The organism is Pseudomonas sp. NPDC089407, assembly GCF_044900445.1.
In the GTDB taxonomy this organism is placed as follows: domain Bacteria; phylum Pseudomonadota; class Gammaproteobacteria; order Pseudomonadales; family Pseudomonadaceae; genus Aquipseudomonas.
On the sequence record NZ_JBJDNB010000040.1, the window covers coordinates 42,536 to 64,053 of the forward strand.

The following is a 21,518-nucleotide window of genomic DNA, read 5'->3' on the forward strand; positions in this document are numbered from 1 at the left end:
AGACAGTGCAAGCGTTGGAGCGGGTTTACACGCGAAGAGACCCGCACAGGCTACCTCAACACCGGATCAAACCGCCTCACGGCTACTAACCCCATCCACCAACCGCGCAATCCCCAACGGGTTGGCGCTTTTCAATGCATCCGGCAGCAGCGCATCCGGGTAGTTCTGGAAGCACACCGGGCGCAGGAAACGGTCAATGGCCAGGGTGCCGACCGAGGTGCCACGGGCATCGGACGTGGCCGGGTAAGGCCCGCCATGCACCATCGCATCGCTCACCTCAACGCCCGTCGGGTAGCCATTCAACAGCAGGCGCCCGGCCTTGCGTTCCAGCAGCGGCACCAACGTGGAAAAGGCATTCAGGTCATCAGGCTCGGCAATCAGCGTGGCCGTCAGCTGGCCTTGCAGGTGGCGCAGGGCTTCGGCCAATTGCTGTGCGTCGGCCACTTCTACCACCACGGTAGTCGGGCCGAACACTTCTTCCTGCAGCAGCGGGTCGCCGTTCAGCAGCAGGCTCACGTCTGCCTTGAACAGCTGTGGCTGGGCCTGATTACCGCTTTGCGGCTGCCCGGCCAGGTGCTGAATGCCCGGGTGCGCCAGCAGGTGCTGCACACCGTTCTGGTAGCTGCGCAGGGTGCCGGCGTTGAGCATGGTTTGTGGCCCTTGATCGGCCATGCGTGCCACCAGCGTGTGCACAAACTGCTCGAACTGCGGCGACTTGATGCCTACCACCAAGCCCGGGTTGGTGCAGAACTGCCCGCAACCCATTACCACCGAGGCAGCCAGCTCGCTGGCCACTTGCTCACCGCGCGCCTGCAGCGCCTGCGGCAGCACGAGCACCGGGTTGATGCTGCTCATTTCAGCAAATACCGGGATGGGTTGCGGGCGCGCTGCGGCCATGTCGCACAAGGCGCGGCCACCGCGCAGCGAACCGGTAAAGCCGACCGCCTGGATGGCGGGGTGCTTGACCAGTGCTTCACCCACACCGGCACCGTAGATCATGTTGAACACGCCGGCTGGCATGTCGCTGCTGGCCACTGCGCGGTCGATGGCCGCCGCTACGTGGGCGGCAGTGAGCATGTGGCCGCTGTGGGCTTTGAATACTACCGGGCAGCCAGCGGCCAGTGCCGAGGCGGTGTCACCGCCAGCGGTAGAGAAGGCCAGCGGGAAGTTGCTGGCGCCGAACACGGCCACCGGGCCCACGCCGATGCGGTACTGGCGCAGGTCGGGGCGGGGCAGTGGGGTGCGCTGGGGCAGGGCGCGGTCGATGCGGGCGCCGTAGAAGTCGCCACGGCGTACCACCTCGGCAAACAGGCGCAGCTGGTTGCTGGTGCGCGCGCGTTCGCCACGGATGCGTGCTTCGGGCAGTGCGGTTTCACGCATTACATGCTGAATGAAATCATCACCAAGGGCGTCCAGTTGGTTGGCGATGGCATCGAGAAAACCCGCACGCTGGGCCGGGCTGGTGCTGCGGTAGGCCGGGTAGGCCGCTTCGGCGGCCTGCACGGCGGCCTCGACTTCGTCGCCGGTCGCCTGGTGGAAGGCGTAGGGCAGAGGCTCGCCGCTGTGGGCGTCGACGCTGTTCAGCAGCACGTCACCGCTGCCGCTGAGCTGGCCGGCGATGTGGTTCAGGCGATGTTCGATGGACATTTCGTCTCCCGTTGGCAATGACAGTCGTTGGGCTGGGACTGTAGGCGGCTGACGGGGGGCTGAATAATGATTAATGCGGATCGGGTGATAACGGATTGTTATCGCTGAGATGGCACAATTGTAGCTCTTTGATTGACGCGGTCTCTGTGGGAGCCGCGCTTGCCGGCGATGGGCTGCGAAGCAGCCCCAATGCAAGCGACACCATCCTGACGGATTGTGAGTGACTTGAAACGTTGGGGCCGCTGCGCGGCCCATCGCCGGCAAGCGCGGCTCCCACACTCAATGCGGCGGGCTTGCGAGCAGAATTCCCGGCGCGACAACGCAGGGCGATCTCTTGCAAGGCATGCGCGCAGGCGTTATTCGGCCATCTGCAACTCTGGCAGCTTCACCCGAAACGCCCGGGTCAGCCCCAGCAACACCAGCAGGCCCATGCCCATCCAGCACAGGCCAATGGTGAACGACAGGCTGGTCAGGCTGCTCCACAGCCACAACGTGCTGAGAAACCCCAGCCCGGGAATGGCGCCATACAGCAGCACGTTGCGGCCACCGCGTAGCTTCTGGTCGACCAGGTAGTGCTTGACCACCGCCAGGTTCACCGCCGAAAAGGCGAACAGCGCGCCGAAGCTGATCATATTGGCCACAGTGTCAAGGGTGATGACCAAGGCGATCAGTGACAGCAGGCTGACCACCAGGATGGCCGTGGCCGGCACGCGCTTCTTCGTCACCAGTTGGCCGAACGCACGCGGTAATGCGCCGTCGCGGCCCATGGCGAACAACACCCGCGACACGCTGGCCTGGGACACCATGGCCGAGGCAAAGCACCCGGCGACGTAGGTGGCGGTGAAGGCGGTGACCAGCAGTTCGCCACCGACCCGGCGCATGACATCGACCGAGGCCGAATCCGGGTCGGCAAAGCTGCCCCAGTCGGGGAACACCATCTGAGCGCAGTACGACACCACCAGGAACAGCAGGCCGCCAATCAGCGACACGGCAAGGATCGCCACCGGAATGCGGTAGGTCGGGTTGCTGGTTTCCTCGGCCATGGTCGATACCGCATCAAAGCCCAGGAACGACAGGCACAGCACCGCTGCGCCGGTCATGATCAACGGCACGCTGAAACCTTCATGGTGGAACGGAGCCAGCAGCGACACCGGCTCCGCCTGGCCGCTGAGTTTGAGCACCGACAAGCTGACGAAGACGATGATAAACACCAGCTGCGCCACCACCAGGATCCAGTTGACCCGGGTGATCGACTCTATGCCGATCAGGTTGAGGAAGGTGACCAGGGCAATGGAACCTGCCACCCACACCCAGGCGTGGATGGCAGGGAAGTATTCCGACATGTAAATGCCGATCAGCAGGTAGCTGAGCAACGGCAGGAAGATGTAGTCGAGCAGCAGGGTCCAGCCGGTGATGAAGCCGATGTGGCTGCCGAAGGCCTTGCGTGTATAGGTGTAGACCGAGCCGGAATAAGGGTGGGCCTGAACCATGCGACCGTAGCTGTAAGCGGTCAGCAGCATGGCGGCGAGGGTCAGGAGATAGGCGGTGGGCAGGTGCCCCTTGGTCATCTGGGTGACCAGCCCGTAGGTGGTGAACACGGCCAGTGGCACCATGTAGGCCAGGCCGAACAACACCAGGGCGGTCATGCTCATGGACTTTCGAAAGCGGCCGTTGGTGGCGCCGGGTTGCGAGGTTGCGGGCGAGGCGGTGCCATGTGCAGGGCGATGGGCTGTACTTGTTGTTGTATGCATTGCTAACTCCTGGAAAGGGATGCAGGACACCGCGGCAGGCGAGCAGGCTCGCTACCGGAGGGCGTTGTGCAAGGAGGTCGAGCGAAAGCTCGCAGCGCTGGGGCGGGTTGATGCTCCCATACCCTGCCGGCACCCGGAATCACCCTTTGGGGTGAGCCCAGGCAGACGCGAACGTGCTCACCCCAAAGGGTGATTTCGGTGTCGGCAATGCCATGGGAGTATCTGCTCAACAACGCACCGCACTGGCGGCGGTGCCTTACTTCATACGGCAGGCCGACAGTGACTAATCAATTGCTTTCAGAACAATGGTTCGAGCACCTGGCCAAGGTCACCGAGGCGATCGGCCGGCCAGGCTTTGCCGCCAACCTGTTTGCGGCACTGGGCGTGATCCGGCCGATCCAGGCCACCACGGTGTACCTGTACCCGCACGACGGCATGCCGTGCGCACTGTTCGAACAGGACGACAAGGCGCCCTGGCAGCCCGAGGGCAACGTCAGCCGCTACCTGTCGGGCTTCTATCTGCTCGACCCGTTCTACGGCGCCTGCGTGGAGCAGGTCGAGTCTGGCTGCTACGGCCTGTTCGAGGTAGCGCCCGACCATTTCGAGGTCAGCGAGTACTACCAGTCGTTCTACCGCCATTCGCACCTGGAGGATGAGCTCAACTACATCCTGCAAGTGGCGCCGGGGCAGAGCCTGGCGGTGTCGTTGGCCTTCACCGACAAACTCGACCCGCAAAGCCGCGCGCTGTTCGGGCGCATCACGCCCTGGGTGCTGGCAGTGCTCAGCAAGCACTTTGCCGGGCTGGACAGCCGCGCCGGGCGCTTCGAGAACATCCTCGAACAACGCATCCATGCTGCGCTGAACAACTTCGGCAGCTCGTTGCTGACCGAGCGTGAATGCCGCATTGCCCAGCTGATTTTGCGCGGCCACTCGACCAAGTCGCTGGCCGAGCGCCTGGGCGTGTCGGAAGACACGATCAAGTCGCACCGCAAGAACGTCTACGCCAAGCTCGACATCGGCACACAGTCCGAGCTGTTTTCCCTGTTCATCGACGCGCTGGCCAATGCCCAAGGCGTGCTGGGCAAGGACCCGCTGGAAAGCTACATGGGCAAGCTGCGCTGAATGCCGGCTGCCTTGCACCCCCACCGCAAAGGAAAACCAACAATGAACGCGCCTTTCGCCCCGCAACGCCAGACCCGTGACTACCAGGCAGCCGACGCCGCGCACCACATCCATGCCTTCCTCGACCAGAAGGCGCTTAACGCCGAAGGGCCGCGGGTGATCGTCGGTGGCGAACGCCTGCACCTGTGGGACAGCGAGGGCAAGCGCTACCTGGATGGCATGTCCGGCCTGTGGTGCACCCAACTGGGTTACGGCCGCCGCGACCTGACCGCCGCCGCTGCCACGCAGATGGACCAGTTGGCCTACTACAACATGTTCTTCCACACCACCCACCCGGCGGTGATCGAACTGTCCGAACTGCTGTTCAGCCTGCTGCCCGGGCACTACAGCCACGCGATCTACACCAACTCCGGCTCCGAGGCCAACGAGGTGCTGATCCGCACCGTGCGCCGCTACTGGCAGGTGGTCGGCCAGCCGAGCAAGAAGATCATGATCGGCCGCTGGAACGGTTACCACGGCTCGACCCTGGCGGCCACGGCGCTGGGCGGCATGAAGTTCATGCACGAAATGGGCGGGCTGATCCCGGATGTGGCGCACATCGACGAGCCGTACTGGTACGCCGAAGGCGGCGAGCTGAGCCCGGCCGAGTTCGGCCGCCGCTGCGCCTTGCAGCTGGAAGAAAAGATCCTTGAGCTGGGCGCCGAAAACGTTGCCGGCTTCATCGCCGAGCCATTCCAGGGCGCAGGCGGCATGATCTTCCCGCCGGAAAGCTACTGGCCGGAAATCCAGCGCATCTGCCGCCAGTACGACGTGCTGCTGTGTGCCGACGAGGTGATTGGTGGCTTTGGCCGCACTGGCGAGTGGTTTGCCCATGAGTACTTCGGCTTCGAGCCCGACACCCTGTCGATTGCCAAGGGCCTGACCAGCGGCTACGTGCCCATGGGCGGCCTGGTGCTCAGCAAGCGCATTGCCGAGGCGCTGGTGGAGCGGGGCGGGGTATTCGCCCACGGCCTGACCTATTCCGGCCACCCGGTGGCAGCGGCGGTGGCCATCGCCAACCTCAAAGCCCTGCGTGACGAAGGCATCGTGCGCCAGGTGAAGGACGACACCGGGCCGTACCTGCAGCGCATTCTGCGCGAGGTATTTGCCGACCACCCGTTGATCGGCCAGGTGCAGGGCGCCGGGCTGGTGGCGGCGCTGCAGTTCGCCGAACACAAGCCGACACGCAAGCGCTTTGCCAACGAGAACGACCTGGCCTGGCAGTGCCGCACTTTTGGTTTCGAGGAAGGGGTGATCATCCGTTCGACCCTGGGGCGGATGATCATGGCCCCGGCCTTGATCGCCAACCACAGCGAGCTGGATGAACTGGTAGAGAAGACCCGCATTGCCGTGGACCGCACGGCACGCCTGGTCGGCAAGCTGTAAAACTTTTGGGGGCGCTTTGCGCCCCATCGCGACACAAGGCCGCTCCTACAGGGACCGCGTTTGTCCGCTAATACGCGGTCTCCTGTAGGAGCGGCCTTGTGTCGCGATAGGGCTGCAAAGCAGCCCCGGCGATCCACCTGTGGGGCGACGCCACTAACAAAAAATCTGCCCAAATGTTCATCAGGAGTACAAATGTACACCCTCGAATTCTGGCAACAACGCGCCTCGGACCTGTACCTCCCGGCCAGTGCGCTGGTCGACGGCAAACCCGTGAATGCCCAGGGCGGCGCCACGTTCGCCGCCATCAACCCCGCCACCAACCGCGTTCTGGCCCAGGTCGCCGCCTGCGGCCCGGCCGAAGTCGACCTGGCCGTCGCCAGTGCCCGCCGGGCCTTCGAGCAAGGCCCATGGCCGCGCATGGCACCGGGCGAACGCAAGAAAGTGCTGCTGCGCCTGGCCGAGCTGATCATGGCCCGGCGCGAAGAACTGGCCCTGCTGGACTCGCTGAACATGGGTAAGCCAGTGAAGGACGCTTACAACATCGACGTGCCGGGTTCGGCACACGTGTTCGCCTGGTACGGCGAGGCACTGGACAAGCTGTACGACCAGGTGGCGCCGACCGCAGCCAACGCACTGGCCACCATCACCCGCCAAGCCCTCGGCGTGGTCGCGGCCGTGGTGCCGTGGAACTTCCCGCTCGACATGGCCGCCTGGAAGCTGGCCCCGGCACTGGCTGCCGGCAACAGCGTGGTGCTCAAGCCCGCCGAGCAGTCACCATTTTCCGCCCTGCGCCTGGCCCAACTGGCACTGGAAGCCGGTTTGCCGGAGGGCGTGCTGAATGTGGTGCCGGGTTTGGGCGAGCAGGCCGGGCAGGCACTGGGCCTGCACCCGGATGTGGATTGCCTGGTGTTCACCGGCTCCACCCAGGTGGGCAAGTACTTCATGCAGTACTCGGCGCAGTCCAACCTCAAGCAGGTGTGGCTGGAGTGCGGCGGCAAAAGCCCTAACCTGGTGTTCGATAACTGCCAGGACCTGGACCTGGCGGCGGAAAAGGCGGCCTTCGGCATTTTCTTCAACCAGGGCGAGGTGTGTTCGGCCAATTCTCGGCTGTACGTGCAGCGTTCCATCCACGATGAGTTCATCGAGCGCCTGCAGGCCAAGGCCCGTCAGTGGCTGCCCGGCAACCCGCTGGACCCGGCGAGCCGTGCCGGGGCGATTGTCGATGCCGAACAGACCGGGCGCATCGAGGCCGCCATCGCCCGTGCCGGTCAACAGGGCGCGCAATTGGTGTCTGGGGGCAAGCGCCTGACCATCGACGGTTCGGACAACTACATCGAGCCGACCATTTTTGCCAGGGTCGATGGCCGCATGAGCCTGGCGCAGGAGGAAGTGTTCGGGCCGGTACTGGCGGTCAGCGCTTTTGATACGGAAGAGCAGGCGGTACGCCTGGCCAACGACAGCATCTATGGCCTGGCGGCCTCGGTGTGGAGCGATGACTTCAACCAGGTCCACCGGGTGGCGCGGGCGCTGAAGGCCGGAACGGTGTCGGTGAACACGGTCGATGCGCTGGATGTGACGGTGCCGTTTGGCGGGGGTAAGCAGTCGGGGTTTGGCCGCGACCTGTCGCTGCATTCGTTTGACAAGTATTCGCAGCTTAAGACTACCTGGTACCAGTTGCGGGGGTGAGTGTCTGGCGAACCATTTGCAGCGCCTGATAGATCGAGCGCCGCCCGCGCGGCGCTTCGCGGGGCAAGCCCGCTCCCACAGTCTGTTTCGGGCCAATCTCTCCTGTGCAAGTACCGATGCCCGCCTTGGTGCATGACTGGAGATCAATGGACAGCAGTTGTGCCCACCTCGATATCGAAGAAACAAAGGCGGACAGTGGAGAGTTCACAGAAGTGACTGGCCCGAAACAGACTGTGGGAGCGGGCTTGCCCCGCGAAGCGCCGCGCGGGCGGCGCTCGATTTCACAGGCCCTGCAAATGTCAAGGCAAGCACCTTCCAGCCCCCAACTCCGTATAAATTTCCCCCCCCCACCGGCAAAACCCCCACCCTCCCTCTACACTGCTGCGGACATCAGCCAAGGCAATGTGCCATGCATGGAGTACCTGGGATGGGCTACGTGTCGAATGGTCGTGCCGCTGGCAACGCCGGGCGGGGCATTTCCCTACAGTGGCTGGTGGCGCTGGCCATCATGTTGGGCATGCTGCTGCTCGGCGCCGCCCTTGCCTGGCAAGGCTATCGCGGCCTGCGCCAGACCTTGATCGCCGCCGCTGGTGATTCCGCCCAGCAGGTTGGCAAGACCCTTGATGAACGCGCCCGGCGGCTGATCGACCCGGCGCAGAGCAGCATCCGCCTGCTGGCCTACAACCCGACCGCACACACCCTGGCGCAGCGCCTGGAGCGCTTGCCACAACTGGTCGAAACGCTTGACGCCAACCGCATGCTCAGCGCCGCCTACTTGGGCTACCCCAACGGCGAATTCCTGCTGATACGTCGGCTGCGTGAGCCGCAATTGTTGCAGCGCTTCGGCGCTCCAGCGGGTACGGCATTCCTGGTGCAGAGCGTCAGCCATGAGGGCGGGGCGTTGCAAGGCGAATGGCGCTTTTACGACCAGGCCCTGAACCTGCTGCAAGCCCAGGCCAGGCCCGAGTACCGCTACGACCCGCGCCAGCGCCCGTGGTTCACCGACGCCTCGGCACACGCCACTACCGTGCTGACCCACCCGTATGTGTTCTTCACCACCCGTGAAATCGGCCTGACCATGGCCCAGCGCAGTGTCGATGGCGGGACCGTGATCGGCATGGACGTTTCGGTCAACGACCTGGCCAGCGAAACCCAGGACTTGCGCATCACCCCTGGCACCGAGATTGCCGTGATCGATGACCAAGGCAGTGTGGTGGCCTACCCGGAGCTGCAACGCGTCATCCTGCATGAAGGGCAGGCGGTGCGCCTGTCGCGGGTTGGCGAGCTGGGCATTGCCAGCCTGCAGCAGCTGTTTGCCGAGCCGCCGCAAGGCACCCGGCCGCAGCATTATCAGGTAAACGGCCGCACCTGGTTCGGCATGCGCGTGCAACTGACCACCCTGGCCGGGCGGGACCTGCACGTGTTGATTGCGGTGCCGGCCCACGAGTTGCTGGCCGGTGCGCGCAAGGTGCTGGTCGAACAGTTGCTCTGGACCGGCGCGCTGATGGCTGTGCTGCTGGTACTCGGCGGTGTGCTGGGCCGGCGCATTGGCCGCCCGCTGCGCCTGCTGGCCGAGCAGGTGCAAGGCCTGGCCGCCTTCGATTTCAGCCGCCAGGTGGGGGTGGGCTCGCAGGTTTCCGAAGTGCGCGAACTGAACCGTGTGCTGAGCCGCATGTCCGGCACCATCCGCAGTTTCCAGGCCATTACCCTCACGCTTAGCCGCGAGCGTGACCTGGAACGCATGCTCGAGGGTGTGCTGACACACCTGGTCGAGGCTGCCGGGCTCAATGCTGGTGTCGTCTACCTGTACGATGCCGAACACGCCTTGCTGCGTCTTGCCGCTTCCTGCCGGGGCGAGCAATACCCCGGCGAGTTGGCGGTGGACGAAGGCGCCCGGCACCAGCTTGCCGCCGCAGTGACCCAGGCCCTGGGCCTGCACGATCAGAGCCTGGCGGTGGTGCTGAATGACCGCAGCCAGGCGTTGTTGGGCATCCTCGTGCTGCAGTTGGCTGACGAGCAGGCCGGTGAACCGTTCAGGCGTTTTGTCGAGGAGCTGTCGGGTGTGGCTGCGGTGGCCATCGAAACCCGTCAACTGGTCGAAGCCCAGCAACACCTGCTGGACGCCATGATCAAGCTGCTGGCCGATGCTATCGACGCCAAGAGCCCGTATACCGGTGGCCACTGTGAACGGGTGCCGCAGCTGGCGCAGATGCTGCTGGACCAGGCGGTGGCGGCCGACAGTGGCCCCTATGCCAGCTTCAGCATGAGCGAGACCGAGCGTTACGAATTCCGCGTGGCCGCCTGGCTGCATGATTGTGGCAAGGTCACCAGCCCCGAATACGTGGTGGACAAGGCGACCAAGCTGGAAACCCTGTACAACCGTATTCACGAAGTGCGCATGCGCTTCGAAGTGCTGTGGCGCGATGCCGAGCTGGCGTATTGGCAAGGCCTGGCCGACGGTGCCGAGCCGCAGGCGCTGAAAGTTGCCCTGGTCCGTCGCCAGGCCGAACTGCAGGACGACTTCGCCTTCGTTGCCCAGGCCAACATTGGCGGTGAATTCATGCAGGACGCTGATATCCAGCGCCTGCAACAGATCGGCCAGGGCCACTGGCAACGCCACTTCGACAACCGCCTGGGCATCTCCCGTGACGAAGCCGAACGCTTTGCCGGTGTGCCGCCACCCGCGCTGCCGGTAGACGAACCGCTGCTGTCCGACCGCCCGGAACACCGTGTGCCGTGGGGTATACGCACGCCGCCGGTGGTCAAGGGCGACCCGCGCAACACCTGGGGCTTCGACATGCGCCTGCCAGCCCACTCCAGCAACCATGGCGAACTGTATAACCTGGCAATCCGCCGTGGCACCTTGAACGACGAAGAGCGCTTCAAGATCAACGAACACATCGTGCAGACCATCATCATGCTTAGCGCGCTGCCGTTCCCGCGCCAGCTCAAGCGGGTACCCGATATCGCTGGCAACCATCACGAGAAGATGGACGGCAGCGGCTACCCACGCCGCCTGGGCGCACAGCAGCTGGGCATTGCCGAGCGGGTAATGGCGATTGCCGACATCTTCGAGGCGCTGACGGCGGCCGACCGGCCTTACAAACCGCCGAAGACCTTGTCCGAATCGGTGAAGATCCTGGTGTTCATGGCCCGCGACGGGCACCTCGACGGCCAGCTGCTGCACCTGTTTCTCAGCAGCGGCGTGTACCGCCAATATGCCGAGCGCTTCCTGCGTGCCGAGCAGATCGACGAGGTGGATGTGAGCTATTGGCTGGCGCAGATGCGCTGCCCGGCCGCTCCCATATGAGGTGCTGCACCCGACAAAGTGTTCGCCGCAGCAGTTGCAGCGCCAGTGAGACCGAGCGCCGCCCGCGCGGCGCTTCGCGGGGCAAGCCCGCTCCCACATCTGTTTCGGGCCAGTCACTCCTGTGAGGCCACCTCTGTCCGCCTTGTTTGCACGACTCGATATCGAGCTGTGCGCCAAGGGGAGCGCGCGAAAATGGCACAGGAGTAATGGGCCCGAAACAGATGTGGGAGCGGGCTTGCCCTAATGCCGGTCAGTTAAGCAATTTGGGGCCGCGTTGCGGCCCATCGCCGGCAAGCCAGGCTCCCACAATATGGCGCATGGCTTGAATCCGATGCGGTCGGTGTGGGAGCTGGCTTGCCGGCGATGGGCTGCACAGCAGCCCCGGCAGTCTTAACTGACTGGCATTAGGGCTTGCCCCGCGAAGCGCCGCGCGGGCGGCGCTCGATCTCACAGGCGCTGAAAACCTTCCGGCGGGCATTACCCATCACTCATACCCCCGAACCCCAGCAATATGCCGCCCAGCCACATAACCAAACGTCAACGCCGGCCCCAGGTTGATACCGCCCGACGGGTACCACCCACCAAACACGCTGGCCATGTCGGTACCCGCCGCATACAGCCCGGCAATCGGCTGCCCGGCCTCATCCAGCACCCGCGCACTGCCGTCGGTGCGCAACCCGGCAAAGGTGCCAAAGCAACCCGGTTTCACCTTCACCGCATAGAACGGCCCATGCTCGATCGGCGCCACGCAAGGGTTGGGGCCCTTGTGCTGCGGGTCACCCTGCTTGCGGTTGAACGGGGTGGAGCCGCGGCCAAATGCCGGGTCCTCGCCATTGCGCGCATGGCTGTTGAACTCGCCAACCGTGGCCCGTAACCCGGCCGGGTCGATGCCACAGGCAATAGCCAACGCTTCCAGCGTGCCGCCTCGCTTCAGGTAGCCACTGCGCACATGCGGCCACACCGGCAGAGGCGCCGGGCGGGCATGGCCCAGGCCATAGCGGCGCAAAAAGCGATGGTCGCAGACCAGCCATGAACACACTTCCTCGTCCGGCGGCACAGCTGCGACCATGGCCGAGACATAATCGTAGTAACCATGCGCTTCATTGACGAAGCGCTTGCCGTTGGCCAGCACGCCGATAATGCCCGGCTTGCCGCGCTCGATGATGTGCGGGAAGTGGCCGACACTGCCATCGCGGTGCGGCACTTGCGAAACCGGCGCCCAGGCCACCGGCGACTTCAGGTCGGTAGCCACCACGCCACCGGCCGACTCACCCAGGCGCAAGCCATCGCCCGAGCAGCCCTTGGGGGGCAGGGCGAGGTTGTCGTGGCCGCTGGCATCGCGCGGGAACAGTTGCCGGCGCCGGGCCGTGTCGTTGGGGAACCCGCCTGCGGCCAGCACCACGGCCTTGGCCCGGATGCGTTGCTCGCCCTGTGGCGTCGCCACCAGCGCCCCGCGCACCTGGCCGTCCTCGACCAGCAAACGCTTGGCGGGCGCCGACGCCTTCAACTGCACGCCCAAGTCTTGCGCCGACTTGGCCAGCCGCGCCACCAGCGCCACGCCGTTGACCAGGTGCATCGCCCGGCCATGGCGGGCCAAGTGGTACAGGTGGCGACCGAAGCGCTTGCACACGTGCAGCAAGGCTTTGGGCGAGCGGGTCATGTTGAGGAACGCGGCAAGGTCGGCCCCAGCCATGATCGGCATGCCCATGAACGAGGTTTCGCGCAGGGTCTTGCGCAAGCGTGGCAGCAGTGCACCCACCTCGCGGGCGTCATAGGGGGCGGCAATCACCTGGTGCCCGCCCTGGGCTGCACCCGGGGTATCGCCATGCATGTCCGGGATGCCATTGCCGTCGGCAAACTGCAGCGCCGTATGCTTTTCGAAAAACGCCACCATGTGCGGGCACGCTTCAAGGAAGGCATCAACGCGCTCGGCGTCGTAATTGGCCCCCAGTTCATTGCGCAGATAGGTACGCGGCTGCTCGATGCTCTCCTCGATGCCTGCCCGGCGCGCCAGCGGGTTGCGCGGTACCCAGGCCCAGCCACCGGACCAGGCCGTGGCGCCGCCGAATACCGGCTCCTTCTCTACCACGATCACCTTCTGCCCATGCCAGGCAGCCGTTACGGCCGCAGCCAGCCCGGCAGCGCCAGAGCCTATGACCAGTACATCGCATTCGGTTTCGAAGGGAGCAGAAGGCATTGCGCAATCCTGTGTTGTTATTGGAACAAGGTTCCACATTCTTGTCAGCGCGGGCTCAATCTGCAAGGGAAGGGTAGGCGAGCTGATAAAGTAGAGGGCGATAATCGGACGTTTCACTAGGGGCTGGGTGCGGATGCTATCGGCAATGTGGAATCATCTTCTAGAATCCGCAAAAGATATCAGGGACCTGTGTCATGGCTGGTAGTCAGATCGAACGCGCCTTCAGTCTTGTAGAAAGCCTTACCGGTGAGCCTCAGGGCCTGCCGTTGCAAACCCTGGCCGAGCGCCTGGACATCCCTAAAAGTGCGGCCCATCGCATGCTCACCGAACTGGTGCGGCTGGGGTACGTGCGGCAGAACCGCGACAACAGCCGCTACCAGCTGTCAGCCAAGCTGGTGGCGCTGGGCTTTCGTTACCTGGCCAGCAGCGGCGCCGACATCATCCAGCCGATTCTCGACCGCCTGGCCCAGGACAGCGGTGAACTGGTGCGCCTTGGCGTGATCGATGGGGCCCGGCAGACCTGGATCGCCAAGTCCCAGGGCGCGCGCTCCGGGCTGCGTTACGACCCCGACATGGGCCGCGACGCACCCTTGTTCTACACCGCGTCCGGGCATGCCTGGCTGGCCAGCCTGGACGATGAACAGGCGCTGCAGATGGTGTTGCGCCAAGGCATCGCCGACCCCACCCAGTTCGGCCCGAACGCGCCACGCTCCACTGATGAACTGATCGCCTACCTGCACCGCGCCCGCGAGCGCGGTTATGCCTGGGTCGAGGAAACGTCGGCCATCGGCACCTCGGCCCTGGCAGCGGTGGTACGCCGCCCGCAAAGTGACGAGGTTATCGGTGTGCTGAGCATCGCCGGGCCGAGCGCACGCCTGGCGCAAAGCCGCCTCGCAGAGCTGGCGCCGCTGTTGCTGGCGGCTGCAGAGGAGCTGTCGGCCGCCAGCCGGGCCAGCGAACTGTTTGCCTGAAGGGATATTCCGGTCGATTACCGCACAGTCTGTTGCGCCGCGTCTTCTGAAAACCTGAACGTGGTTCTACATTGTTGAATGCTGATTGTGGAACCAGGTTTCAGAATTTGCATCACAACAATGACAAGAGGACAGGCTGTTGAACGCACCCCTTCGTATCGCCTTGATCGGCGCTGGCATCATGGGCCGCCAGCACTACCAGCACTTGCGCAATGTTCCCCAGGCCCAGCTGTGCGCCGTGGCCGACCCAGCCCCGCAGGCCGAGGCCTTCGCGGGTGAATGCGGCGTGCCGTATTTTGCCGACCACCGGCAAATGCTCGAGCGCGTGCACCCAGAGGCCGTCATCATCGCCAACCCGAACAACCAGCATGTGGCCACCGCGCTGGATTGCGTCGCGGCCGGTGTGCCGGTACTGGTCGAAAAGCCGGTGGGCGTACACCTGGATGAAGTTCGTGCACTGGTGGAAGCCTCACGCCGGCACAATGTGCCGGTACTGGTCGGCCACCATCGCCGGCACAACCCACTGATCGCCAAGGCGCACCAGGTGATCAGCGAGGGCAAGCTGGGCCGCCTGATCAATGTCACTGCACTGTGGCAGTTGCAAAAGCCCGACAGCTATTTCGAAACCCCCTGGCGCCGTGAGCCGGGGGCCGGCTTCTTGCTGACCAACCTGATCCACGACCTCGACCTGCTGCGCCACCTGTGCGGTGAAGTGGTGCAGGTGCAGGCCTTCACCCGCAACCACGTGCGGGGTTTTGCCAACGAAGACAGTGCCGCCGTGCTGCTGCAGTTCGCCAATGGCGCGCTGGGTAGCCTGACCGGCTCCGACGCGGTGGCTGCACCTTGGAGCTGGGAACTCGACTCCGGTGAAAGCCCGATCTACCCGCGTCAGGATGGCCAGCCGTGTTATCTGCTGGCCGGTACACAGGGGGCCTTGAGCATTCCTCAGCTCAAGCGCTGGCACTACGCCGAGGCCGGCTCGGGCTGGCACACGCCGCTGTTGCAGCACGAAGAAAGCATCCCCGCCGGCGAGGCACTGACCTTGCAGTTGCAGCACTTTGTACGGGTTGCCCGTGGTGAACAGGCGCCGCTGATCGATGCCGCCGACGGCGGCCGCACCCTGGCGCTGATCGAAGCGATTCGCCAGGCCGCCGAAAGCGGTCGCGCCTGCGCGCCGGAACACATTGCCTAGTACGACCTCTTCTTTTCCTGGTGAATAACAATGACTGATCGAATTTTCTCCCTCGCGGCCCTGACGGTGCTTGAGCTTTCCCCGCCGAATATGGTCGAGGCAGCCGCCCGTGCCGGTTACAGCCACGTAGGCCTGCGCCTGGTGCCAGCTACCGAGCAAGAGCAGCACTTCCCGCTGGTGGCCGATACCGACCTGCGCAGGCAAACCCAGGCGCGTTTGCGCGATACCGGTATCAAGGTGCTCGACCTGGAAATCCTGCGCCTGAAGCCGGAAACCGCTGTCGCGGATTTCGAGCCGATCCTGGCGGTGGGCGCTGAGCTGGGCGGTACTGAACTGCTGGTGGCTGGCAATGATCCGGATGAAGCGCGCCTGACCGAACGTTTTGCTGCCTTGTGCGAGCTGGCCGCGGGGTATGGCATTCACCCGCACCTGGAGTTCATGCCGTGGACCGATGTAAGCGACCTGCGCCAGGCCATGCGTGTGGTGGCCAATGCCGACTGCATTAACGGCTGTGTGTTGCTGGACGCTTTCCACTTCAACCGCTCCCGCTCTTCGCTGAGCGACCTGGCGCAACTGGCACCCGAGCGTATGCGCTATGCCCAGCTGTGTGACGTTGCTGGCCCGGTGCCGGCTGACATGGACGAAATCCTGCGTCAGGCGCGCAACGAGCGGCGCTTCCCCGGCGAAGGCGATGCCGACCTGATCGGCCTGCTGCGCGCGTTGCCGGCAACCGTCCCGCTGAGCCTGGAAATCCCCACGCGGCAGCTGCTGGAGCAGGGCATCAGTGGCGAGCAACGTGCGCGGATGGCGCTGGACAAGGCCAAGGCAGTGCTGGCAATGGTCTGACGCTAGTACTTGATTCGCACGCAGTACTGTGGGAACTGGCTTGCATATCTCTCCTGACCGGCACTGGCCCTTGTAGGAGCGGCCTTGCGTCGCGATGGGCTGCGAAGCAGCCCCGGCAATTTGTGCATCTGTGCGGAAACCTTGGGGCTGCTTCGCAGCCCATCGCGACGCAAGGCCGCTCCTACAGTGTGCTGTGTTGCTGCATTGATCTACAGCCCAGAAAAAGGGCCCGCAAGGGCCCCGTAGAGGTTAACTGGCTAGCACCCTCAGGCGCTTTCAACCTTGCGCGGTGCCATGAAGTACATCCATACCAGCGCAAGGAAATACATTGCAGGGATCATGGTGAACAGCACGGCATAGTTGTTGTTGGTCGCGGTCAGCACACTGCCGACAATCTGCGTCATGAACATCCCGCCAATCGCCGCACACATGCTGCCGAAGCCGAACACCGTGCTCACCAGGTGCTTGGGCGTGTAGTCCATCACCAGGCTCCAGATATTCGCCGTCCACGCCTGGTGCGCACCCACCGCCAGCGAGATGGCTGCCACCGCGACCCACAGGCCACTGGCGTTGGCGGCAAAGACCACGCTGACCATGGTGCAGGCGAAAATCAGCATGGACACCAGCCGCGCTGTCGTGGCGCGCACGCCACGGCCAATCAGCCACGACGACAGGATGCCGCCACCGATGCTGCCAAAGTCCGCCGTCAGCCAGATGATGATCAGCGGGATACCCATCTGGGTCACGTTGATGCCCAAGCTGTATTGCTGGTTGAGGAACGGCGGCAGCCAGTACAGGTAGAACCAGAACACCGGCGCGGTAATCGCATAGGCCACCGCAAACGCCCAGGTGCCACGCAAACGCAGGATGCGGCTGAACGGCACACGGGTCGGCTCGGGCTCGTCATCCTGCTGGATGTACTGCACCTCGCTCTGGCGCACGCTGGGGTGGTCTTCAGGGTTGTAGTACTTCAGCAGCCACAGCACCACCCACACCAGGCCAAGGCTGCCCATGGCAATGAACGCGGCCTGCCAGCCCCATACCGCCAGAATCAGCGGCAACAACGCCGGGGTGACCATGGCGCCAACGTTGGTCCCGGCATTGAACAGCCCGGTGGCAATTGCCCGCTCGCCGGCCGGGAACCACAGGCGCACGGTCTTCACGCACGCCGGGTAGTTGGCGGCCTCGGTCAGGCCGAGGATGAAGCGGCAGACCATGAAACCGGCGGCCGAGGTGGCCAGGCCATGGGCACCGGTGGCCAGGCTCCACAACAGTACGGCGAAGAAGAACGCGCGTTTGACCCCGACCTTGTCGATCAGCCTGCCTTGCAGCAGGAAGCCGATTGCATAGCCGACCTGGAACCAGAAGTTGATGTTGGCGTAGTCCATCGCCGTCCAGCTCATTTCCTTGGCCAGCACGGGTTGCATGATGCCAAGGGCGGCGCGGTCGATGTAGTTCAGGGTGGTGGCAAAGAACACCAGGGCCAGCATGCCCCAACGGGTCTTGCCGACGCCAAAGGCGCCGCGAAGCTTGTCGCCGATCGAACCCTGAGGCATCCGGGTAGCGGCGGGGGTGATCTTGGAGTGGTTCATAAACTGCTCGTTTCTTGAAATTGTATTCGGCTGCGGTGCTACGGTGCGTGACCGGGTCCCAGGCAGGGGGCACGCAAGGCCGGTGCATGGTGAGCAGTGAAGGCGGCAGCGTCAATTCAAGAGACGGGCTACTGTTCGGTTATCGAACGATTGCGGTGGTCTGTGGGCGCGGCGGGTGTTCACGTCTATCAAGGGTAGAAGGCAATGAGCCTGGTTGCTGGGTGATGGTAAGGGAAGCACAGGCGGGCGTTGTTCTGCACAAGGTATCGGCTGTCTACAAGTCGGGCTTGCTGGCATAGACAGACCACGCCGTTGCCCAGCTTTCGACCTCGGTGCGGCCGTATTGCCCAATCCAGGCGCGTACGGTTTTGTGCAGCGTGCTTTTGGCTTCTACGACTTCACCGGTGTGCGGGTTTTTATAGTATTTGCTTTGTCGCGTTCTATAACGGGGGGGCGCAGCGAGCGGGCGTTGCTGCTGGTCGATAGCGTCGAGCGCGGTCTTGATTTCGCGGTCGAGCATACTCAGTACATACCAGCGGCTGAGTTGGTATTCGGCAAGCAAGTCGTGGAGTTTGCTTTCAAATTCGAGTTCGCGTTTCAGGCGGGGGTCGATTTTAATGAAGTGGAGTTCGGTCTTTTTGCTGGCGAGCAGCCATTCGAGGGCGCGATATTCGGCTAGACGGGACATGGGATTTTCTCCATTGCTTGGTGGGGTTAGTGTTAGCGCCCACAGCGAGGTAAAGCAAGTGGAGAAATAATTTGATAGATTTTTATGGGTTTATCTCGATGGGTTGGTCGTGTGTCAAATTGTGTGGATTTAAGTTGTTTGCGTAGGAAAATCCCTACGTTATTTGTTTTATTGATTGCAGTAAGCTTTATTGGGCGTCGTGCTTGTGAGAACCGGCTCGTGATTCGGGCCGCGATACGCCCCGAATCGCTAGCGGACAAAACTTGAAATAAAGGGCTACTTCTCGTTTGTAAGTTTGCGCTTAACTGTCTTTGGCCGCGTGGCTGAGCTGGGTTGTTAATCAACAAGCCAGCCAGCCTCGCCTTCAATCAGTATCCCTCCGTGGCTGGTGGTGTCTCCTTCCCGTGCTGCGGCTTGGCCCTCGATGATTGTGCCGGCGGCGCCTGTTTCGATGACGGCGCCGCAACTGATGCGGTCACCTACACGCGCAACGGGCCTTCCATCCACGAATGTTGCGCTCGCACCGGTCTCAACGGTGCCCTCTCCATGGATCGGGCAGCGATGACGATGGCCTACAAGAACGATGGGTTTCATTTGCGCTTCCTTTTGCTTGGTTGAACAGGTGCCACTTCAAAGGCTGCTGGCGGCGGCGAGGCTGGGCGGACGTTAAATAGCCGGCAGACGCCATACCAGCAGATGGCAAGTGTGAGGTTGTACGGGAACAGCACGGCCCAGAACGGCAGCTGCCAGTTCTTCTTGCCCTGCATTTCACCGGGTTCGCCGGTGCGCCAGGGGGCGTAGTGGCGCCAGGCTTCTGCCGGGGTCAGGCAGATGGCGTGCAGGGGTTTGTGCCACCAGTTGGGTTCGCCGGGTGGGGGGAGCTTGGCCGGGCCGTGGTCCATGAAATGGCGGAGGTATTCCCAGACTTCGGCGACGTGTTTGACGCCGGACTCGGTGGGTTCGTTGCTGTCGACCCAGAGGCAGTCTTTTTGGTGAAGGCTGCCGTCAGCTCGGCGTGGGGCGAAGGCGAGGGCGTAGCTAGTGCTGAATGATGAGCCTCCGAACTCGGTGCGTTTGAAGATGCCTCCGCCGGTATTGTTCCAGTCAAAGACTAATGTCTTACTCAAACGTTGGTAGTATATTTTTTTTGATGTTCGATTGAGACAGAAGCTTGATAAGCCTTTGATGAAATATATGCGGTAGGCCAGAAATGGTAGAAAGATGAAAGGTCCAAGAATGGTCCCAGCAATCAAGATAGGGCTGAAAGTGTATGGCCCCCACGCCTCGCTGCTCAGCAAGTCAGGGTATAGGCCGATCATCAATACGATAATCATTACGCAATACAACTTTCCCATGAAGACTGAGTCTGAAACCCAGGGGTTTCGCAGACATAAAGTATTTTCTGATGAGCTTAATAGTTGTCCGCTAATGGCAGGTTTGTATCCTGAATTTGATGTCGTATGGAATAGCCAGATGGTTGACATATTTTTTATCGCTCCAGGCGAAATGTTGACTGTGTTTCACTGTCTTCGTCCAGCCCTTGGTTAGCACTGTAAGCTAGATGCAGTGAGACATGGTTCTGATTAGATAATGTATTTTCGAAGTGCAGGACCAAACCGGCAGCTACAAGGTGGCCAGTGGGGGCGATGGGGAACACATCCATTCCTTGCGCGTCACGAAACGTGCTTAAGCTACCTGACCATTCGCTTACTCCCAATACGAAACCAGGCAGCAGCACCGTAAATTCTGCTGTAGGCTGATGCGTGTCTACTTCGTTGCGCGTGATGGCAGTCCAGTCTGGCGGTGACCAGTGATTGTTGTCGTGCCATCGGGTGTCTACATTTTTGATGCCGAGTGATAAGGCTTGTTTGGCAGAAATTAGTTTTGGTCCGTAGTGCTCGTTGTGCCAAGCTTTGATTTCCGCATGTAACGAAGGGAATGCAGGCAGCTTTTTTTCATAGTCCAGTGAAATTTCAGAGCGGACCTCGCCATCGTTATTGCGATTGCCGAAAATACTGCGGGCTGCCCAAAGCTCAATAGGGCTGTGAAGATATTCGTGGGCCTTCGCATGTAAGTAGAGCCCCCCAGCAATGATTGCGACCCCTACGAGTACAAGCGCCGCGGCGGCCCACCCGGCGAAAGGCACTACTGAGGTTGCGCCAGCAACCGCAAGCCCAGCCTCAAGGACGACGGCAGAACCAACAGCCATGGTTAAGCCACCCGTCATCGTGTATGCACCAGCCGCTACATTGCCGTTATCTCTCTGACGCCTTGCCTTGAGAGCATCCGAAAGGAAACTAAATGCGATTGCTGGGTATCCTGCCAAACGCGCGTAGAGATTACTGCTTAAGAACTTGATAACTCCATTGCCAAAGGCCATCCCAGGTGCTGTCGAACTCAATCTCAACATTAAGGCTTTCTGCGTTGCCCGCACGCTAACCATTGTCGCCGATGCTGCACCAATCACCCCGAAAATCGACGAAGCAAACCCCATCGTGTATTCCGGCGCATCACTCTGCTGCAGGCTGTTGTAAGCCGCCTTGAGCGAAATCACGTTGAACCACAGCATTCCCGCGTTCAAACCACCACCAACCCCCGTGGTAAGCAACCCGAGGAAGTTGGGTTTCACGCGCGCAGTGGTGGTGATTTCGATGGACACCGTCCGGCTTCCGGAGACGCGGATTTGTTTCATCTCCTCAACCTGCGCCATGCCACTTTTCAGGTACTTCTGTACCTCTTCGCTGAAGGGATTCTCCGCGATGGCCTGGCCGGTGATCCGATAGCGCGCCGCCAGCAGCCCCAAAGCTTTCTCGGCATTGCCCTCGCGCGCCGCCAGCAACACCTGCTGACGCAGGCCATGGCTGGCATCCCACCTTGTCTGCCCGCGCAGGCGCTTGAGCACCACGGTGTTGACCGTCTGTGCGGTGAGGTCGGTGATACCGGCCATAGCCGGGAAGCGGCCGGCAAGGCCTTCGATCACGTTGTCGCTGGCGCCCAACAGGCTACCGATCGCGTCCGCTTTGTCCTTGAACGGGTTGAACGGTGCCAGGGCGGTGTACAGCGGGCTGTCGTGTTGATCCAGCCACTGTTC

At 62.7% G+C, this 21,518-nt stretch carries 14 protein-coding genes and 1 pseudogene; 7 read left to right on the forward strand and 8 right to left on the reverse strand.

The window, feature by feature from the left end; translation table 11 throughout:
• Positions 1-66: 66 nt before the first annotated feature.
• Both ACI2KG_RS24915 and ACI2KG_RS24920 read right to left on the reverse strand, forming a co-directional pair.
• Positions 67-1,647 (reverse strand): aldehyde dehydrogenase (NADP(+)), encoded by a 1,581-nt coding sequence (locus ACI2KG_RS24915; RefSeq protein ID WP_404663672.1) that lies wholly within the window; start codon positions 1,645-1,647, stop codon positions 67-69.
• A gap of 356 nt (positions 1,648-2,003) precedes the next feature.
• Complete coding sequence (locus ACI2KG_RS24920; protein WP_404663673.1) at positions 2,004-3,398, reverse strand: APC family permease; 1,395 nt, start codon at positions 3,396-3,398, stop codon at positions 2,004-2,006.
• Positions 3,399-3,677: 279 nt separating this feature from the next.
• Here ACI2KG_RS24920 and ACI2KG_RS24925 point away from each other — a divergent pair, with 279 nt between their 5' ends.
• The 4 genes from ACI2KG_RS24925 (at position 3,678) to ACI2KG_RS24940 (ending at position 10,941) form a co-directional block, all read left to right on the forward strand.
• The gene (locus ACI2KG_RS24925) at positions 3,678-4,520 is read left to right on the forward strand and encodes a LuxR C-terminal-related transcriptional regulator (RefSeq protein WP_400622839.1); all 843 of its coding nucleotides are present in this window, start codon (positions 3,678-3,680) and stop codon (positions 4,518-4,520) included.
• Positions 4,521-4,562: 42 nt separating this feature from the next.
• Entirely contained in the window at positions 4,563-5,945 is a 1,383-nt protein-coding gene (locus ACI2KG_RS24930; protein ID WP_201205347.1) for an aspartate aminotransferase family protein, read from the forward strand.
• Positions 5,946-6,137: 192 nt separating this feature from the next.
• Positions 6,138-7,631 carry an aldehyde dehydrogenase gene (locus ACI2KG_RS24935; RefSeq protein ID WP_404663674.1) on the forward strand — a complete coding sequence of 498 codons (1,494 nt, stop codon included), beginning with the start codon at positions 6,138-6,140 and terminating at the stop codon, positions 7,629-7,631.
• Positions 7,632-8,058: 427 nt separating this feature from the next.
• Positions 8,059-10,941, forward strand: a complete 2,883-nt coding sequence (locus tag ACI2KG_RS24940) for an HD domain-containing phosphohydrolase (protein ID WP_404663683.1) — start codon at positions 8,059-8,061, stop codon at positions 10,939-10,941.
• A gap of 484 nt (positions 10,942-11,425) precedes the next feature.
• Here the strand turns inward: ACI2KG_RS24940 and ACI2KG_RS24945 are convergent, their stop codons facing one another.
• Complete coding sequence (locus tag ACI2KG_RS24945; RefSeq protein ID WP_404663675.1) at positions 11,426-13,138, reverse strand: FAD-dependent oxidoreductase; 1,713 nt, start codon at positions 13,136-13,138, stop codon at positions 11,426-11,428.
• 194 nt (positions 13,139-13,332) lie between these two features.
• Between ACI2KG_RS24945 and ACI2KG_RS24950 the strand changes: the two genes are divergently transcribed.
• The 3 genes from ACI2KG_RS24950 (at position 13,333) to ACI2KG_RS24960 (ending at position 16,147) form a co-directional block, all read left to right on the forward strand.
• Positions 13,333-14,109, forward strand: a complete 777-nt coding sequence (locus ACI2KG_RS24950; protein ID WP_404663676.1) for an IclR family transcriptional regulator — start codon at positions 13,333-13,335, stop codon at positions 14,107-14,109.
• A gap of 139 nt (positions 14,110-14,248) precedes the next feature.
• A complete protein-coding gene (locus tag ACI2KG_RS24955; RefSeq protein ID WP_404663677.1) occupies positions 14,249-15,301 on the forward strand; it encodes a Gfo/Idh/MocA family protein in 1,053 nt (350 codons plus the stop codon).
• A gap of 30 nt (positions 15,302-15,331) precedes the next feature.
• Positions 15,332-16,147, forward strand: a complete 816-nt coding sequence (locus tag ACI2KG_RS24960; RefSeq protein WP_404663678.1) for a sugar phosphate isomerase/epimerase family protein — start codon at positions 15,332-15,334, stop codon at positions 16,145-16,147.
• A gap of 266 nt (positions 16,148-16,413) precedes the next feature.
• Here ACI2KG_RS24960 and ACI2KG_RS24965 read toward each other — a convergent pair whose 3' ends face one another.
• The 5 genes and pseudogenes from ACI2KG_RS24965 to ACI2KG_RS24985 form a co-directional block, all read right to left on the reverse strand.
• Positions 16,414-17,739: an MFS transporter gene (locus tag ACI2KG_RS24965; RefSeq protein ID WP_400622853.1), complete on the reverse strand. Its 1,326-nt coding sequence runs from the start codon at positions 17,737-17,739 to the stop codon at positions 16,414-16,416.
• A gap of 274 nt (positions 17,740-18,013) precedes the next feature.
• Positions 18,014-18,427: a histone-like nucleoid-structuring protein, MvaT/MvaU family gene (locus tag ACI2KG_RS24970; protein ID WP_404663679.1), complete on the reverse strand. Its 414-nt coding sequence runs from the start codon at positions 18,425-18,427 to the stop codon at positions 18,014-18,016.
• Between the two features lie 336 nt (positions 18,428-18,763).
• Positions 18,764-19,021 carry a PAAR domain-containing protein gene (locus tag ACI2KG_RS24975; RefSeq protein ID WP_404663680.1) on the reverse strand — a complete coding sequence of 86 codons (258 nt, stop codon included), beginning with the start codon at positions 19,019-19,021 and terminating at the stop codon, positions 18,764-18,766.
• Positions 19,018-19,911: a DUF6708 domain-containing protein gene (locus tag ACI2KG_RS24980; RefSeq protein WP_404663681.1), complete on the reverse strand. Its 894-nt coding sequence runs from the start codon at positions 19,909-19,911 to the stop codon at positions 19,018-19,020. The genes ACI2KG_RS24975 and ACI2KG_RS24980 overlap by 4 nt, the downstream gene beginning before the upstream one ends.
• Before the next feature lie 5 nt (positions 19,912-19,916).
• A pseudogene (locus ACI2KG_RS24985) lies at positions 19,917-21,518 on the reverse strand (hypothetical protein); the annotation flags it as partial.